Here is a 16,824-nt window from a genome sequence, read left to right as displayed (position 1 = left end):
CTTTACTCCTTGTTTTTGGGTTCCGGCAACTGCCAGAAATCGAAAAAGTTAAACCAGTCGAGCGGCGACTGTAGCGCGTAGTGCTCAAGGCGTTCGGCATAGCGGTCGATGGTCTGCTGTAGCGCCTGTTGGCGGTCGGCGCGCGGCAATACCAGCGGGTCGGCGAATGGCTCGCAGTGAATGCACAGCTTCTCCTGCTGGCGTAGAGCAAAGAGGAGATCCACCGGGCAGCGCAAAATCGAGGCGAGGATAAACGGCCCCTGTGGGAACGGGGCGGCTTGCCCCATAAAACGGCTCCAGCAGACGCGCCATTCGCCGCCGCGCTGCGGATTCACCGCGATGCGGTCGCCGACGATGGCAATCCATTCTCCGCGCTCCAGCTTCTCTTTGAGCGCAATGGCGGTGTCCGGGCCGATGTCGGTCACCGGCATCAGGTTGAGTCCAGCCTGCGGCGCCGTCTCTTCCATAATCTGCTTAAAGCGCCGGGCGTTATCGCTGAATACCAGCGCGTTGATGGTTTTGCTGCCCTGCAACTGCGCCAGCGCGCGGCAGGCTTCAACATCGCCCAGGTGCGAGGCCAGCAGCAGTTTACCGCGGGGATCGCTGACGTTCAGCGCCTCTTCTGCCCCAGGCGCAAATACCACGTCGCGGCCAAAATGCAGCTCACCGCGCCAACTGGCGATTTTATCGAGCATCGCGTTGCCGAAGCGCAGGAAGTGTTGATAGCTGGAGAGGTTAGCCGGCACGGGTCTCTGGTGCGCGGTCAACTGCGCACGCACGCGGGCGATCCAGTTCTGTGACGCGCGGCGCGCGGGGGCTGCGGTCAGCCAGTACACGCCGACAACAGGCCAGAGCAGCAGCGTGAACGCCCTACGCCCCAGCAGACGCCATACCCACAGCATCAGGCGCATTCCCCATAGCCCTTTCACTTCCTGCTGCCGCGCCCAGTGCGGTGACGCTCGACGCAACAGCAGCGACGGGATGCGGGGCAACATGCCGAAGAACAGGCGCGTGTGCATCAGTGAAATACGACAGTTATCTTTGAAGGCATCGAAATGCGACAGCCCGTCCGGCGGATACGTCACGCGGGTCGGGACAAAATAGCTGGGGGTGCCCTGCCACCAGAGACGCACCATCACTTCGGTGTCGAAATCCATCCGCTTGCCGAGCGTGACCCGTTGCGCCAGTTGGCGCGTGGGGCTGACCGGGTAGACGCGAAAGCCGCACATGCTGTCTTTCAGTTGCAGCGAAAGGGTTTCAATCCACACCCAGACGTGGGTTATCCAGCGTCCGTACAGGCGCGAACGGGGAATGGAATCATCGTAAATCGGCTGTCCGGAGATCAGCGCGGCGGGGTGCGCCTGTGCCAGTTCCAGCAGCTTTGGAATGTCTTCAATCGCATGTTGACCGTCGGCGTCGACCTGGACGGCATGGGTAAATCCGGCCTCTGCGGCCGCCTCTAATCCGCGGATCACCGCCGCGCCCTTGCCGGCGTTTTCCGCCAGACGAATTAAGGTCAGGTTTGCGGTGCCTGCGGCGAGCCTGTCCAGTTCCTGCTGCGTGGCCGCGTCGCTGCCGTCGTCCACCACAATACACGGCAGATTAAACGGCTGCAGGCGTGCCAGCACGCGCGACATCATGGCGCCGTGGTTATAGCAGGGGATCAGCACGCAGGGGGACAAGGTCAACGACATAGCCGGATCTTCCCGCTGCTGGCGGTATGGCGCGCGTCGCCATCGTGGCGCTGATAGCTGAACGTCAGGAGCTGACGTGCTTCCTGCCAGCTCAGGGTTAACGTGACGGTGTTTTCCGGCAGCAGCGGTGCCTGGAACTTCGCGTTCTGAATGCTGTGAAAACGCCAGCCGGGGGCGAGCAGGGTGGTGGCATAGTGCATCACCCAGTCCATCTGCGCGACGCCCGGCAGCAGCGGCTGCACGGCAAAATGGCCGCTGAACCAGAAAAGGGAAGGATCAAGATGCAGGACGACCTCAATCTGTTGGGGCTGTGCCTGATGGCGCTCAATTTCATGGGGTATCATGAAACAACTCCTGTAATTGCGCATAGACACGCTTATTCATACTGTTGACCGGGATTTCGTCGATGACCCGCCAGTAACGCGGTACGGCGACCGGCTCCAGCCACGGCAGCAGCGCCCGTCGCCACGTCAGCTCCTGGGTTTTTCCGCCGCTGTTCTGCCAGCGCTGGCGCGCCTCGTCATTCAGGACCAGCAGTACGCCCACCCCCTGGCGGCCGCCACGCGCGATCGGCAGGGCGGCGACGTCGCGGATGCCCTCCAGCTCCAGCAGGCGTTGCTCAACTTCGCTGAGCGAAATGCGTTTCTCTTCAATTTTGACCACTCGCCCACGGCGTCCCATCAGGCGAAACTGGCCGTTTGGCTCAAACTGCAGGATATCGTCAAGCAGCAGACCGTTAGCGTCGGCGATCAGCGGAGAGAAGACGCGAAATGCTTCATCTTCTGCGGTAAATGACACGCCGGGGAAGGGCAGCCAGGTGACATTCTCTTGTTGACGATAGCGCCAGGCCAGAATGCCGGTCTCGGTGCTGCCGTAGATCTCATCCGGCCAGACGTTCAGCCAGGCGGCGGTCTGCGTCACGTCCTGCCACGGCAACATGCCGCCTGCCGAGAGGATCATGTCCACCGACGGCGCAGGAAGCTGGTGGTCGAGGCGTTTTAAAAACGCCGGACTGCTGATAAACACATAGCGATGTTCGTGGCCCAGCGCGGCCAGTTGTTCCGCATAGTAAAGCATGGCCGCATGCAGCGGCAGGCCCAGCGCCATCGGCAGGAAAATGCGGAACGTCAGACCGTACAGATGCTGTGGCACAACCGAGGCCACTATCCGGCAGCCTGCCAGGCGGTCGGCAAAGCGCGCTGCCAACAGTTCGGCTTCATGGTCCAGACGGTCAACGGGTTTAACGATACGTTTCGGCTGCCCGGTCGAGCCCGAGGTAAACAGCTCGATAAACGCATCGTGGCGCAGGGGCGGGAAGATGAACGCCTCGTCGCTGAGCGTCATGGCTGAGCTGACAACCCACAGCGGCCCCTGCCAGCCGAGCGTTTTATCGCTCAGCACACCGTCAAACAACGCCCGCTGCTCGTCCAGCAAAGAGACGCGGTTATGCCCTGGAATCACGGGCGTTTTCCCCGCATGCAGGGTGGCCAGCAGCGCAACGATAAACAGATAGCTGTTTTCAAAACAGAGTGCCCAGCGACTGCCTTCCTGCTGTTGCAGGTGCGCCATCAACCGTGCGACATCGTGGCGCAAGTGACCGAGCGTCCAGTGGCGTTCGTCCAGCCAGGCGATGGGCGTGTTCGCCGGACGAGGGGAGGTGAGCCATTCGGCAAGCGTCAGGGTCTGCTTCATTGCAAATCTCGATTAATCATCCGACGGCGTATCAGCCATTCGCTGCCCATGAGCAGGCCCATCAGCAGGTAGGCAATCATGCCATTCCACGCGGTCCACATCGCCATATCGCCATGGAGAGCGGTAAACAGCGCCACGCCGCCATTGAAGATAAAAAAGGCGCACCAGATCTGCGTCACCCGGCGGGTGTAACGCACCGCCGCATCCGGGAGTTGGGGATCGCGCAATCGTGCCAGTCGTTCCACTATGGGCATGGAAGACCAGAGCGAACCACCAAAAACAGCGAGCATGACGGCGTTCACCACAACCGGATAAAACAGCAGAAGCTGATGGGTTTTAAGCAGGTAACTGGCGATGCACAGCGTGATACCCACCGCCGCCACCACCTGGGTGACCACGCGCAGCGGTCCCGCCTGTCGCCGGGTCTGGCGAAAGCGTAAGAACAGCAGCAGCGCCATCAGCGGCAGTAACCACTGCAGGCTGTGATGCGCCAGGCCAAACCAAATCAGGAAAGGCCAGGCGAGTAACAGCACGCCTGTCAGCACAGGCAATGTGCGAACGCCCGACACGGCGAATCAGGCTTCTTTAAGCAGGCGTTCTACCGCGTCAACGACATCCTGCACGGTGCGTACGGCTTTGAACTCTTCCGGTTTGATCTTCTTACCGGTCTTCTTTTGCAGATGGACGATCATGTCGACCGCATCGATGCTGTCCAGCTCCAGATCTTCGTACAGACGCGCCTCAGGTTTAATGTCCTGTGGATCTATCTCAAACAGCTTAACCAGCAGCGCAGAGACTTCGTCATAGATGGCGTGTTGATCGGTCATAGCGGACTCTCCTCAGGCACGTTGCGCATTAATGAACGATGCCAGCGTGGCGACGGAGAAGAAGTGCTGACGCATCTCTTCGCTTTCCGCAGAAAGCACCACGCCGTACTGATTTTTTACCGCCAGTCCCAGTTCCAGGGCATCAATTGAGTCCAGTCCCAGGCCGTCGCCAAACAGCGCCGCCTCGGTTTCAATGTCGTCTGTCGACAGTTCGTCCAGATTCAATGTGGTTATGATGAGATTTTTAATTTCAAGATAAAGCGCTTGCATCATTAATTCCTGAGAGAGGTAACGTACCTGGTTGTAATTGAAGCAAAAGATGCCGGTTTAGCTGTCTTGCCGCCAGCGCCGGTTCTTGTAAATTTGCGTCGTAAAAGTGGTCGAGCTTCACCCGCTCGCGTACCTCGACGGTAAACAGCGGTTTAGTTGGCGGCACCTGATACCATTTGCTTTCTTTATCCAGCATGCGCTGGCTGCAATGGATGGTCACTACGCGAATATCGCTGCCGCAGCGCACGGCGATATTCGCCGCGCCGCGTTGCAGCGTCATGGCTTCGCCCGGACGGGTGCGGGTGCCTTCGGGGAAAATCAAAATCGTATCGCCCTGCGCCAGTCGTTGCTGACTGGCCGGTAACAGGGCGTCCGCCTGGCTGTTCACCAGATAATCCGCGGCGCGCACCACGCCGCTGAGAAATGGGTTCTTCAGCAGCGCGCTTTTCACCAGACAATCTGTTTCGGGCATCACCGACGCCAGCAGGACATAATCGATCAGGGTGGGGTGATTCGCGACCACCAGACATCCGCGTTCCTGACGCAAAATATCCACCCCTTTCATCTGATAATCCAGCACGCCCAGCACGCGGGTCACCGTTAAAAAGAGACGGAAACTGGCGGCGATACTGCGCCGGGCAATGCGGCGGCGGCGGGCGTTGTCCCATACGAAAACTAACAAAACGTTAAACCAGACGACCGAAAGCAGCAGTCCGCCGAGTCCGAAGAGGGCGAAGCAGAAGCCGGTCATGGCGATCCGCCAGAGTCGGTTCAACGAGGAGATGACCCCTTTCATGTCCGACTCCAGTGCCACTGCACGCGCTCGCCGGGGAGGGTAAACGCCTCGGCATTCAGTAAATAGTGCTGTAAAAACAGCAGGCTTTGCGGGAGCGCGGTTTCAGCGCCTGCCTGAACCGGTTCGCTCTCACACACCCAGTCGTTACCTGCTTCGCAGACCAGTGCGGTGGCGTACGGCCAGGTTGGCATATTTTCCGGGAGTCGCGGGTGGTAGAACTCGGGAAGAAAACCGTCGAAGTCGACCATCAACACGCGCTGATAACCCGCCTGTAGCAGGCAGATGACTTCACATAACCCCTGCTGGAAGGTATCGCGCCCGGCGGAAAGCGATGACGAGACGATGGGGTGTTTGGCCGCGATAGTCAGGTTGCCCACCGCTGAATTGTGTACTGACAACGCGAAATCGGTCGGTGAGAGCGCCTGTTCGGTCGCCAGCGCATGCAGAATGCGGTAGTTACGTTCAAGTTCACCGTGCCGACTGGTGTACAGCACCGCATCGATATCGTGGCGGCGCAGCATCGCCAGCCCGCACTCGACGGCCAGTTTACTGCCGGAGCTAAGACGACGGGCGGTCATCATTGGCAGTTCACGCAGCTTTCCCTGTGCCGCCGCCGGATCGATGGCGTGCGGATGCCGTGACCATTGCAACCACTGTATTGATTCGCCCAGACCTGGCGCCATCGCCCGCCAGTCGGTAATGTTTAGTGAGAATTTCATCAACGCGCGTCCGCGGTATACCGGTGATTCCAGTAGCGTTCTGATGCTACTTTGTTATTTTTTCTTCTGACATATCAGTAAAGTATGTCCAACGCCTAAATTATCGTGGCGTGCTTCCACCTGGAACCCTGCCTTGTCCAGATAGCCATAAAATTTCTCTGCGCTGTAGAAACGGCTGTTGCCGTTCGCCATGCAGGTAAAGTAAAGCGAAGACGCATTCAGACTGAATGAGGCGGCTTCAAAGCGCTGCGCATCCCAGAACAGCTCCATAATGCACAGCCTTGCACCGGGCTTCATCACACGGGCAACCTTGCTGAGCATGGCGACAATTTGCTCCGGTGAAAAACAGTCAAGAAATTGACTCATCCACCAGATATCGGCCTCTGTGGGTAAAGGCGCATCGCCAAGCATATCCACCGCATGAAAATCGATGCGATCAGATAATCCTGCATTTTCGATATTTTCGCGGGCAAGTGCAATTTGTTGTGGCAAATCTAATAGCGTCACCGCGATATTTTCGTCGAACTGGCTACAGCGTATTGCCCATTTACCCGTATTTCCGCCTACATCGTACAGGGTTGCAGGACAACTGGCGAATACATGCGGTAATGCTGCATCAAACGCACCGTCAGAATAGTAATGATCGAAGGCGAACCAGCTTTCACGCGCGGACGGTGGTAATTGTGACAATGCCGGGTAAATGGTTGGCCAGTCGCCAAATACTTTTAACCCGGACGGTTTTCCTTCTTTCAGCGCATTTTCTAAAAAGAATAATCCCTGATAACAGACGTCGTGGGTGAAATCCATATTCACGCGAGTCATGGTGTCATGCAAAAGGAAATGTCCGATTTTCGCCAGATAATAGCGTCCCGCTTGATGGGTGATGATGCGTCCGCTTAATCCCATATCCAGCAGAACGCTGACCGCATATTCGTTGACGTTACTGTTTTCGGCGATCTCTTCAAGCGTTGCACCCTGTTTACCCTGGCGGTCAAGATAAGCCAGCACATCTGCATTTCGCAGGCAAAGCGCGGTTTGAAACAGCATGGGGGCGAAGGCGATACGCTGCGCTTCAGTGATCGCATCCAGTGCGCTGAGGGAGTCCTGTTCGTACATGGCGAGTACAACCTGTTAAGAAAACGAAAAAGGTTATCGGGCCGCGCGCGGCCCGACTTCAGGCGTCATTACAGATTTGCACCCGCAGACAGGTTCAACTGAATGTCTTTATCCAGGTTACGTACCCAGCGGTTGTAGTTTTTATGAATTTTACCGCCAGAAGCCTGCAGATTGAGGCTGCTGTCGTACTTGATATCGTAGCTGGAGGCGGTGTAGGTAATGCGCACTTCCGCAACGTGGTCGCGAGACTGCTGACGCGCTTTGATCACTCCCGGACCCGCTTCAGTCATGATCCATTTACGCTGAATGCCGGCTTTCAGAATCGCATTTTTTACCTGATCCTGGGTGTGGCCTGCGGTAACCGAAGAGTGAACCTGATCGATGGGGGCAGTACGCGCACAACCCGCCAGCGCACCAACAACCGCAATCGCCGCAAACCACTTAATGTATTGTTTCATGAAAACTCCCTATCAAAATCACTATTTATATTAACGTTGAATGCATTTCTGAATTTAGTTTTAGTTACAATAATACCGACTATTATTAATGTTAACTTTGACGGACGGCCGTGAAATTCTTGTAATTAATGAGTGAACGCAGAAGGTAATTTATCTTCCGGGTTATCATGGCGTTAGTCAGTTAATTCTCACTTAAATTCCATTGTCGATATCATTTAATTTGAATTAAATGCACTGTGGGAGACCTGGATCTCATTTTGCAAAGGAAACCGCGCGCTTATTGAAATACTCAGATAACAAAAGCGCGCCTTATAGTACTTTCATCTGTAAGTGAATGAAACTACCCTGGTTGGTAGGGCAGATTTATCCCGGTAATCTATTTTTCGGTCTCCCCGGGCCCAGTAATATGGCCAGTTTGCTGCCGCCTGTCGTGGTTTCCATCCAGATTTTACACACGCTGGTCAGAGGGACGGAGAGCAACATTCCCACCGGGCCGAGCAGCCAGCCCCAGACCAGTAAGGAAAGGAACACCACCAGCGTCGACATGCCCAAGCGATGCCCCATCATGCGTGGTTCAACCATGTTGCCTAATACCATATGGACCACCAGGAACAGCGCCCCCACCAGCACGCACTCATAAATGCCGTTGAAAAGCAGCGCCTGAACCATCGGTGGAACGGCGGAAATCACCGAGCCAATGTTTGGTACATAGTTCAGCAGGAACGCCAGCACCCCCCACATCAGGGCAAACTGAATGTGCATCAATTCCAGTCCCAGCCAGACAATGACGCCGGTCCACAGGCTGAGCAGCGTTTTTAACGCCAGATAGTGCGAAACCCCCTTCAGCGCCCGGTGCAGTCCGGCAATGTGGATTTGCGGGTTATGCAGCGCAAAACGCATTTTGTAAGGCACATGGCGGACTTCAAACAGCATAAATACGACGGTCATTACCAACAAAATGACGCTGGCCATCGCGCCCGACAACCCGGTCATCAGCGTGGTGGTGAAGGTGACAATTTTGTCGGAGTCGATTCGCTGTAACATCCGTTCCGGGGACATGTGTAGATTTAAAAATGGAATCATCTCCTGTACATACAAGACCTTGCGCGTCAGTTCTTTGTTGTACTTCGGCAGCATGGCAATAAATTCGTTAACCGAGGCGGCCAGCACGCCGATCAGCGCGGTGAGCACAAACAGCATCACAACCACCACAATCGTAATTGCCACCGGGCGTTTCACGCCCCGGCGAATAAACCAGGTGACCAGCGGATTGAGGACAATGGCAAAAAAGAGTGCCAGCAAGAGCTGCACAATGATATCTGCGGCGGCGTGGATCCCGGCGAGAATGACGACCAGCGCGGCCAGTTTGAGCAGAATATGTAAACCCGTTTTATCGGGCTGAGGGGTTGTCATGGTGGCTTCCTGTTATTGATTTTCATTAAGTGTAGCGGCTGGCCTGCTGCCGATATTCCTAATCTGGCTGCTGATTTTCCCGGCGTGGCATGATAGAAATGAAACATTGTTGTAAAAACGTGGTGGTCCCCATGCCCGAACCCGTCGCTGAACCGGCGCTTAATGGATTGCGCCTCAATCTGCGCATTGTTTCTGTTGTGATGTTTAACTGCGCCAGCTACCTGACCATCGGCCTGCCGCTCGCGGTGCTGCCTGGCTATGTCCATGATGTGATGGGCTTTAGCGCCTTCTGGGCGGGACTGGTCATCAGCCTGCAATACTTCGCGACCTTGCTCAGTCGCCCTCATGCCGGACGCTACGCGGATTTACTCGGTCCGAAAAAGATTGTGGTTTTTGGTCTGTGCGGCTGTTTTCTCAGCGGCGCGGGCTATTTTCTGGCGGGAAGCGTCAGCAGTTGGCCAGTCGCCAGTTTACTGCTGCTGTGTCTGGGCCGCGTCATTCTGGGGATTGGACAGAGCTTCGCCGGAACCGGCTCGACGCTGTGGGGAATAGGCGTGGTGGGGTCGCTACATATCGGACGGGTGATCTCCTGGAACGGTATTGTGACCTACGGGGCGATGGCGGTCGGCGCACCGCTCGGCGTGCTGTTTTATAACTGGAGCGGACTACAGGGATTAGCGCTGATTATCATGGGGATCGCGCTGCTGGCGGTTCTGTTGGCGATTCCGCGCCCGGCGGTGAAAGCGAGCAAAGGAAAGCCACTTCCCTTTCGTGCGGTGCTCGGACGCGTCTGGCTATACGGGATGGCGCTGGCGCTGGCCTCGGCGGGTTTTGGGGTGATCGCCACCTTTATCACCCTGTTCTATGACGCCAAAGGCTGGGACGGCGCGGCGTTTGCGCTCACCCTGTTTAGCTGTGCTTTTATCGGTACGCGTCTGCTGTTTCCTAACGGTATCAACCGCCTGGGCGGTCTGAACGTGGCGATGATCTGCTTTGGCGTTGAGATTGTCGGACTGCTGTTGGTGGGCGTGGCGATGATGCCGTGGATGGCAAAAATCGGCGTGCTGCTGGCAGGAATGGGTTTCTCGCTGGTCTTCCCGGCGCTTGGCGTGGTGGCGGTAAAAGCCGTGCCGCAGCAGAATCAGGGCTCGGCGCTGGCAACCTATACGGTGTTTATGGATCTGTCGCTGGGGGTGACGGGGCCATTGGCCGGGCTGGTGATGAGCTGGGCTGGCGTGCCGGTGATTTACCTGGCGGCGGCGGGTCTGGTGGCGATTGCGCTACTGTTAACCTGGCGGTTAAAAAAACGGCCTCCGCAGGAATCGCCAGAGGCCGTTTCATCATCCTGACGGTTACTGAATAACCAGCGTATTGATGATGTTTTCCGCAGCCGTTTGCGCTTTCTGCTGGTCGTCAGCCGGCAGCGTAATTTGCAGGGTCAGCAGTTGGTTATCCACTTTACCCAGCACGACGGATGAGTAAGCGGTCTGGCCTTTCGCCGAGATAATGCTGTCTAACTGTTGCAGCGTGTGGCCTTTCAGCTCGATGGATTTGTTGGTCACCACCTGCAGTTGTGGGTCGCGGCTGCGCTGCTGATCTTCCAGACGTTTTGCCAGCACAGACAGCTCTTCGTTAGTGTTATCACCAACGATGACAATGACCGCTTTCTGGCCGGTCGCGTCAGAGTAAACGTGCATATTATTGGCCTGCGTACCCAGCTTGCCGCTCTGGTCAGTCATATCCGCCGGCAGGGAGAAACTCAGTTTGCCATCCAGCAGAGAAACCGGTTGACCGGTTGCGTTGCTTTCTGCCGCCGTGCCCTCTGCCGGCGCTTTCGTATCACTATTATCACAGGCCGCCAGCCCCATAACCAGCAGGCCAATACCGACATATTTAACCAGATTACGCATTGACTTCTTCCTTTCGATAAACGGCCATAACGGCTCATCCGTTCATCTTATCACAACCCGGAAAAGGAACCTTTAGCTCAACTTGCCTGCATCGCCGGGATTTCAGATTTATCTGCCAGTTTTTTCAGCAACATATTCAGCAATACGCCATACATCGGCAGGAAGAAAAGGATGCTGATCAGCACTTTAAAACAGTAATCGACGATGGCGATTTCCATCCAGTGCTCGGCCATAAAGGCATCCGGGCTGCGCCAGAACGCAATAAAGAAGAAGGCGAGGGTGTCGCTGACGTTGCCAAACAGCGTCGAGGCCGTCGGTGCCAGCCACCAGCGGCGGTTTTGACGCAGGCGGTTAAAGACGTGCACATCGAGAATCTGTCCCAGCGCGTAGGCCATAAAACTGGCGACCGCGATACGGGCGACAAACAGATTGAAGTGCATCAGCGCCCCAAATCCCTGCCATGAACCCATATAGAACAGCGACGAAATCACATAGGAGATCAGCAGCGCCGGCATCATCACCGCAAAGATAATTCGACGGGCCAGCGGCGCGCCAAAAATCCGCACGGTCAGGTCGGTTGCGAGGAAAATAAAGGGAAAGCTAAACGCGCCCCAGGTGGTGTGGAAACCAAAAATGGAGACCGGAAGCTGGACCAGATAGTTGCTGGAGGTGATCACCAGCAAATGGAATAGCGATAGCCAGAACAACGCTTTCATGCGTTGTGATTGTGTAAATGCGTTCATATTGTACCTTTTTGATGGTTATTGGGGTGAGGGAACCCAATTCGTGCTACACGCTATTTTACTGCCATTTTGCTTTCGGGCAGTGCTCGCGCGCCGCACGTACTCCGTGTACGCGTCGGGCGCTGTGCGCTGGCCTTCAAATAAACTGGCTGCGCCAATAACGCGTCTTCGTTTTTTTAAGCCGCCGCATGATACTGCTTTGCGGCGGTAATGCAATGGCTATTTTTCACGCAATCGTTAACCTGATTGGCTTACTTCGGAACTGAGCGTAAACTACAGCCGTTTTTTTAGTGAATGAGACCATGATGAGCGATCTGTTTTCTTCTGCCGACCATACCCTTGATGCCCAGGGGCTCCGCTGTCCGGAGCCGGTGATGATGGTGCGTAAAACCGTACGCAACATGCAGACCGGCGAAACGCTGCTGATTGTGGCGGACGATCCGGCGACCACCCGTGATATTCCCGGTTTTTGTACCTTTATGGAGCACGAGCTGGTGGCAAAAGAGACCGACTCTCTGCCGTATCGCTATCTGGTGCGTAAAGGCCAGTAAGCGACGCCGGATGGCGCTAACGCTTATCCGGCCTACAAAGGATAATGCACCGCACACGGCTCGTAAGCCGGATGGCGCTAACGCTTATCCGGCTTACAAAGGATAATGCACCGCGCACGGTTCGTAAGCCGGATGGCGCTAACGCTTATCCGGCCTACAAAGGATAATGCACCGCGCACGGCTCTTAGGCCGGATGGCGCTAACGCTTATCCGGCCTACAAAGATAATACACCGCACACGGCTCGTAGGCCGGATAAGGCAACGCCGCCATCCGGCAAAAACACGTTATCCTTTACGTAACAATCTAAGGGCGTTGGCAGTGACCAGCACCGTTGCCCCGGTATCCGCCAGCACCGCCAGCCACAGTCCGGTTATTCCGAGCAGCGTGGTGACAAGAAATATCCCTTTCAGCCCCAGCGCAATGGTGATGTTCTGACGAATATTGGCGTGGGTCGCGCGTGCCAGTTGGATCATCTGCACCAGCCCCGTGAGGCGGTTATGCGTCAGTGCTGCGTCCGCGGTTTCCAGCGCCACGTCGGTGCCGCTCCCCATCGCGATACCAATGGCGGCGGCCTTCATTGCCGGCGCATCGTTAATGCCATCACCCACCATCGCCAGCGGTGACTGCTGATTCAGCGCGGTGACCGCCTTCACTTTATCTTCCGGCAGCAATCCTGCGTTAAATGCCAGACCCAGTTCGCCGGCAATGGCTGCCGCCGCGCGCGGGTTATCGCCGGTCAGGATCACACCCTTCACGCCCAGCGCGTTAAGTTCGCTGATGGCGGTGCGGGCATCGTCGCGCAGCGTATCCTGCAAGGCGATTACCCCGATTACACGTTCGTTGCGCAGAACCAGAACGACGGTCTGTCCGGCGCTTTCGAGTTGGTTAATCTCTCCGTCAAAGGCGTCGGCAGGACGTTTCCCGGCGGCGCAAATCAGAACGCTTTCGCCATTCACCTGCGCTTCAATCCCTGATCCCACCAGCGCCCGTTGCCCTTCGGCGGGCGGGATTGTTAGCCCTGTGGTTTGCGCTTCGCGAACAATGGCCTGTGCCAGCGGGTGCGTTGCGCCCTGTTCGACGGCCGCCGCCAGCGTCAGCAGTTCAGACTCGCTGACACCAGTCGCCGGGTGAATCGCCGTCACGCGCGGTTTCCCCACGGTCAGCGTCCCGGTTTTATCAAAGGCGACCTGCGTGATACGGCCTAATTGTTCCAGCGCCGCGCCGCCTTTAATCAATGCCCCGCGACGGGCCGCCGCCGCCAGGCCGGAAGTGATAGCCGCTGGTGTGGAGATCACCAGCGCACACGGACAGCCGATCAGCAGCAGCGTTAACCCTTTATAAATCCACTCCTGCCAGGCGCCGGCGAACAACAGCGGCGGGACGAGCGTCACCAGCAGGGCAATGGCCATAATCGCTGGCGTATAAATCCGGCTGAAGCGGTCGATAAAACGCTCGATTGGCGCGCGGCGTTCCTCGGCCTCTTCGATTAACTTCAGGATCCGGTCAATCGCGCTGGCACCCGGTTCGCAGACGACTTCCAGCGTGACGAGACGGTCCACGCTGGTGGCTCCTGCCGGTACTTTTTCGCCGGTGGCGCGTTCTACCGGGATCGATTCGCCCGTCAGCGCACTCTCATCAAAACTGGCAAAACCGGAGATCAGTTTACCGTCGGCAGGCAAACGTCCCCCGGCGGCGACTTCAATGATGTCGCCCGGTTGCAGGGTGTTGATTGCCACCTCTTCTCGCACGCCGTCGCGCAAACGCATCGCGGTTTCTGGCTTCAGCGCCATCAGCGCGCTGACCCCTTTGCGGGCGCGACTGGCAGCCCAGCCTTCGAGTCGTTCGCCAATCAGGAACAACAGCAATACCATTGCCGCTTCTGCCGTGGCACCGATGAACAGCGCCCCGATAGCCGCGACGCTCATCAGCGTTTCAATGGCAAACCAACTGCCGGTTTTAATCAGGCGCAGCGCCTGGCGGGCAATCGGGAACAGGCCGACCAGCGTCGTGGCGATAAACGCCAGTTGACCGAACGGGTGGTTAAACTGCTCCAGTCCCCAACTGAGCGCCATCATGACGGTAAGCGTCAGCAGCGGCAGGTTCTCTTTAAAGCGGGATTCGGGGACGTCTTCCTTCGCCTGTTCATCGCGCAGGGTGTAACCCGCTTTCTGCACCGCGTTCTCGATTTGCTGACGGAGATCGCCGTTGCTGTCGACGACCAGTTTCTCGGTAGCAAACAGCACCTGGACCTGGTTGACGCCGCTGACCTGGCGCACGGCGTTTTCCACTTTGCGGGCGCAGGCGGCGCAGTCCATCCCGGACACTTTCCAGCTGTAGCGAGTGCCTTTTACCGTTTCAACAACCGATTCAGGGGGCGAGCACGCGCCTTCGCAGCAGCAGTCATCGGTCTTCTGCGGCGTTGGCGCAGGCTTGAAAGATGAAAATGGTGGGGCTTTTTTGCCATCGTGAGCAGGTATCGACATGGCATCCTCCGGTTGATGATAATTTTCTCATTAACCGGAGGATACACTCTGGAGTCGACTCCAGAGTCAAGCATTATTAGAGATAAAGCGAACGGACGATCAGGAAGTGCCCTGCAAAGTAGCAGGCGGCGGCGATGGCGTTGTCTGCGCGGAAACGACAGCGGTAGTGACTGCCCAGCCAGACGATGTTGCCAATAAACAGCAGCGACGCGCCCAAAAACGCCGACAGCGCAGGCGCGGTGGGACGGAAGAACCACAGTTCGCCGGCCAGCCAGACCATGACCAGCGTCATGGCGATAAAGGTACATACCGGCCAGCGCAACTCTTCAAGACGTGTCCAGATCACCGCAATCAGCAGTGCGCCCAGCACCATCAGCACCAGCGGCAGCGGCCAGAAGAAAGAGAGCGTCATCTGGCTGGCAAAATAGATGGTATACAGCAGGTGCGAAAGGAAAAACGCGCCAATCGCGTAGAGCAGCCGCTGACGCGGCAATAATGTCAGCGCATCGCCAACCAGTGAAGCGCAAAGACCGGCCAGTACCAGATAGCTCACGGCGTTGAACATCGGCGCTTGCCAGGCCAGTAACAGCAGGAGTAATAAGGTGACGGGTTTAAAGACCCAGCGTTGCCAGGTGGGTCCACGGTAGGAGGCATCCACAAATAACCATGCGGAAAGGCAGACAGCGATAAACGACCAAAGCATCTTAGTTCCTTGAATTCGTTATTTTTTCGTAAGCGGTATGCTCACAACCCTGGTGTTCAGTGTAGAGGCCGCGACCACCTGATGACAACACCATAACGGGCAAGGTATGCTTATTTCCGCATTTTCTGATGGGTTATCAATATGAGTAAGCCGCCACTTTTCTTCATTATTATCATTGCGTTAATTATTGTTGCCGCCTCATTTCGCTTTATGCAGCAGCGGCGGGAAAAAGCCGATAACGATGCGGCACCGCTTCGGCAGGCGCAGATGGTGGTCAGCAATAAGCGTGAAAAGCCCATCAACGACCGACGTTCCCGACAGCAGCAGGTCACGCCAGCGGGAACCAGCATGCGCTATGAGGTCAGCTTTAAGCCGCAGAACGGGGGACTGGAAAAGACATTCCGCCTTGACGCGACGCAGTACCATGCGCTGACGGTGGGGGAGAAAGGGACGCTGAGCTACAAGGGATCGCGCTTCGTCGATTTTGTCGCTCAGCCGTAGCATTACTTTTTGACGTTAAACTTTTTCTGCCAGACCAGCAGTTCAAACACGCCAAACAGGAAAATACGCACCTTCTCGCCGGTGGTCATTTGTGGCCCATCTTTGGGCAGGGTGGACTTCAGCAGCGCCAGTTGCATGCCGTGCATCAGCACCATGAACACGAGGGCGACGTTAACGAAGATGTTGAGCGGGCGCGGGAAGGGTTGCACCAGGTTTAACAATAAGAATGCCCACACGCCGAGCATCAGTAGTCGACCAAGATTAATCAGCATCGCTTTCTCCTTGTGCTTCGCGTTGATACAAACGGTACGCTACCTGCCCGGCGATTTTTTCCCGGTACAGCGACCAGTTCGTCGGCACAGGCGGCAGACCGTTTTCCACTTCGCTTTCCACGTAAATCCAGGCAACATCTGCCAGCCAGCCGTGATTTTCCAGCAGGCTTAAGGTCTCTTCCAGTAACCCTTTACGAAACGGCGGGTCGACAAACACCACGTTGTGCGGGGTGCCCGACTGCGCCAGGAATGTCAGGGTATTGGTATTCACGACTTTTGCATTCCCTGCTTTCAGCGTAGCCAGGTTCTTTTGTAATTGCTGAGAGACCGCGCGATCCATCTCCAGCAGCGTCGCACTGGCGGCATAGCGTGACAACGCTTCCAGCCCCAGCGCGCCGCTTCCGGCGAAACAGTCCAGACAATGGGCCTCTACCATTACCGGTGCCAGCCAGTTAAACAGCGTCTCACGCACGCGGTCGGTTGTCGGACGTAGACCGGGGCTGTCGGGGACCGGGAGTTTGCGGCCGCGCCATTGCCCGCCAATAATGCGGATTTGGCCGCTGCCAGAGTGATTCGGTTTTTTCATTTCTGTTGCTCAAACCGCCGCTTGCAGATGATTCCAGGCGGTGATGTGGATTAAGTAAAGTGATAGACTATTTCATCATTTTTTTAGCT

The 16,824-nt window shown here is 56.6% G+C and carries 20 protein-coding genes; 3 read left to right on the top strand and 17 right to left on the bottom strand.

Annotated features, from left to right (window positions below; all coding sequences use genetic code 11):
- Positions 1-2: 2 nt before the first annotated feature.
- The 11 genes from OGY35_RS07510 to OGY35_RS07460 form a co-directional block, all read right to left on the bottom strand.
- Entirely contained in the window at positions 3-1,694 is a 1,692-nt protein-coding gene (locus OGY35_RS07510; protein WP_286631873.1) for a glycosyltransferase family 2 protein, read from the bottom strand.
- Positions 1,685-2,038: an ApeI family dehydratase gene (locus tag OGY35_RS07505; protein WP_286631871.1), complete on the bottom strand. Its 354-nt coding sequence runs from the start codon at positions 2,036-2,038 to the stop codon at positions 1,685-1,687. Before OGY35_RS07505 ends, OGY35_RS07510 begins: the two co-directional genes overlap by 10 nt.
- On the bottom strand, positions 2,025-3,386 hold the full coding sequence (locus OGY35_RS07500; RefSeq protein WP_286631870.1) for an AMP-binding protein: 1,362 nt from the start codon (positions 3,384-3,386) through the stop codon (positions 2,025-2,027). The genes OGY35_RS07505 and OGY35_RS07500 overlap by 14 nt, the downstream gene beginning before the upstream one ends.
- Complete coding sequence (locus OGY35_RS07495) at positions 3,383-3,955, bottom strand: COG4648 family protein (RefSeq protein WP_152400391.1); 573 nt, start codon at positions 3,953-3,955, stop codon at positions 3,383-3,385. The genes OGY35_RS07500 and OGY35_RS07495 overlap by 4 nt, the downstream gene beginning before the upstream one ends.
- 6 nt (positions 3,956-3,961) lie before the next feature.
- Positions 3,962-4,213, bottom strand: coding sequence for an acyl carrier protein (locus OGY35_RS07490; protein ID WP_042323056.1), 252 nt, complete (start codon positions 4,211-4,213; stop codon positions 3,962-3,964).
- 12 nt (positions 4,214-4,225) lie between these two features.
- The gene (locus OGY35_RS07485) at positions 4,226-4,483 is read right to left on the bottom strand and encodes a phosphopantetheine-binding protein (protein ID WP_042323054.1); all 258 of its coding nucleotides are present in this window, start codon (positions 4,481-4,483) and stop codon (positions 4,226-4,228) included.
- Complete coding sequence (locus OGY35_RS07480; RefSeq protein WP_371305785.1) at positions 4,464-5,297, bottom strand: lysophospholipid acyltransferase family protein; 834 nt, start codon at positions 5,295-5,297, stop codon at positions 4,464-4,466. The genes OGY35_RS07485 and OGY35_RS07480 overlap by 20 nt, the downstream gene beginning before the upstream one ends.
- Entirely contained in the window at positions 5,276-5,998 is a 723-nt protein-coding gene (locus tag OGY35_RS07475; RefSeq protein WP_178828429.1) for a beta-ketoacyl synthase chain length factor, read from the bottom strand. Before OGY35_RS07475 ends, OGY35_RS07480 begins: the two co-directional genes overlap by 22 nt.
- A 54-nt stretch (positions 5,999-6,052) precedes the next feature.
- Positions 6,053-7,114, bottom strand: coding sequence for a methyltransferase (locus OGY35_RS07470; RefSeq protein WP_286631867.1), 1,062 nt, complete (start codon positions 7,112-7,114; stop codon positions 6,053-6,055).
- A gap of 68 nt (positions 7,115-7,182) precedes the next feature.
- Positions 7,183-7,560, bottom strand: coding sequence for a hypothetical protein (locus OGY35_RS07465; RefSeq protein WP_125369396.1), 378 nt, complete (start codon positions 7,558-7,560; stop codon positions 7,183-7,185).
- A gap of 375 nt (positions 7,561-7,935) precedes the next feature.
- The gene (locus tag OGY35_RS07460) at positions 7,936-8,985 is read right to left on the bottom strand and encodes an AI-2E family transporter (protein ID WP_178828424.1); all 1,050 of its coding nucleotides are present in this window, start codon (positions 8,983-8,985) and stop codon (positions 7,936-7,938) included.
- Between the two features lie 98 nt (positions 8,986-9,083).
- Between OGY35_RS07460 and OGY35_RS07455 the strand changes: the two genes are divergently transcribed.
- Positions 9,084-10,334 (top strand): MFS transporter, encoded by a 1,251-nt coding sequence (locus tag OGY35_RS07455; protein WP_152406216.1) that lies wholly within the window; start codon positions 9,084-9,086, stop codon positions 10,332-10,334.
- 3 nt (positions 10,335-10,337) lie between these two features.
- On the opposite strand, the gene OGY35_RS07450 is transcribed toward OGY35_RS07455, so the two are convergent.
- Entirely contained in the window at positions 10,338-10,895 is a 558-nt protein-coding gene (locus tag OGY35_RS07450; RefSeq protein ID WP_044327800.1) for a DcrB family lipoprotein, read from the bottom strand.
- Between the two features lie 77 nt (positions 10,896-10,972).
- Positions 10,973-11,638, bottom strand: coding sequence for a 7-cyano-7-deazaguanine/7-aminomethyl-7-deazaguanine transporter (locus OGY35_RS07445; RefSeq protein WP_152400376.1), 666 nt, complete (start codon positions 11,636-11,638; stop codon positions 10,973-10,975).
- A gap of 305 nt (positions 11,639-11,943) precedes the next feature.
- Here OGY35_RS07445 and tusA point away from each other — a divergent pair, with 305 nt between their 5' ends.
- Complete coding sequence (gene tusA / locus OGY35_RS07440; RefSeq protein ID WP_152406215.1) at positions 11,944-12,189, top strand: sulfurtransferase TusA; 246 nt, start codon at positions 11,944-11,946, stop codon at positions 12,187-12,189.
- A gap of 285 nt (positions 12,190-12,474) precedes the next feature.
- Here tusA and zntA read toward each other — a convergent pair whose 3' ends face one another.
- Both zntA and OGY35_RS07430 read right to left on the bottom strand, forming a co-directional pair.
- A complete protein-coding gene (zntA, locus tag OGY35_RS07435; RefSeq protein ID WP_286631864.1) occupies positions 12,475-14,673 on the bottom strand; it encodes a Zn(II)/Cd(II)/Pb(II) translocating P-type ATPase ZntA in 2,199 nt (732 codons plus the stop codon).
- Between the two features lie 76 nt (positions 14,674-14,749).
- A complete protein-coding gene (locus tag OGY35_RS07430; protein WP_286631862.1) occupies positions 14,750-15,376 on the bottom strand; it encodes a lysoplasmalogenase in 627 nt (208 codons plus the stop codon).
- Between the two features lie 141 nt (positions 15,377-15,517).
- Here OGY35_RS07430 and OGY35_RS07425 point away from each other — a divergent pair, with 141 nt between their 5' ends.
- The gene (locus OGY35_RS07425) at positions 15,518-15,877 is read left to right on the top strand and encodes a DUF2500 domain-containing protein (RefSeq protein WP_286631861.1); all 360 of its coding nucleotides are present in this window, start codon (positions 15,518-15,520) and stop codon (positions 15,875-15,877) included.
- 2 nt (positions 15,878-15,879) lie between these two features.
- Here the strand turns inward: OGY35_RS07425 and OGY35_RS07420 are convergent, their stop codons facing one another.
- Both OGY35_RS07420 and rsmD read right to left on the bottom strand, forming a co-directional pair.
- On the bottom strand, positions 15,880-16,149 hold the full coding sequence (locus tag OGY35_RS07420; protein ID WP_042998484.1) for a DUF1145 family protein: 270 nt from the start codon (positions 16,147-16,149) through the stop codon (positions 15,880-15,882).
- Positions 16,139-16,735 (bottom strand): 16S rRNA (guanine(966)-N(2))-methyltransferase, encoded by a 597-nt coding sequence (gene rsmD / locus OGY35_RS07415; RefSeq protein WP_286631860.1) that lies wholly within the window; start codon positions 16,733-16,735, stop codon positions 16,139-16,141. Before rsmD ends, OGY35_RS07420 begins: the two co-directional genes overlap by 11 nt.
- Positions 16,736-16,824 lie beyond the last annotated feature (89 nt).

The sequence above is a fragment of the Citrobacter sp. Ct235 genome (assembly GCF_030332305.1).
Taxonomy (GTDB): domain Bacteria; phylum Pseudomonadota; class Gammaproteobacteria; order Enterobacterales; family Enterobacteriaceae; genus Citrobacter_A; species Citrobacter_A telavivensis.
Note: the sequence above shows the minus strand (reverse complement) of the source record. Positions and strands in the feature narration are given on the sequence as shown.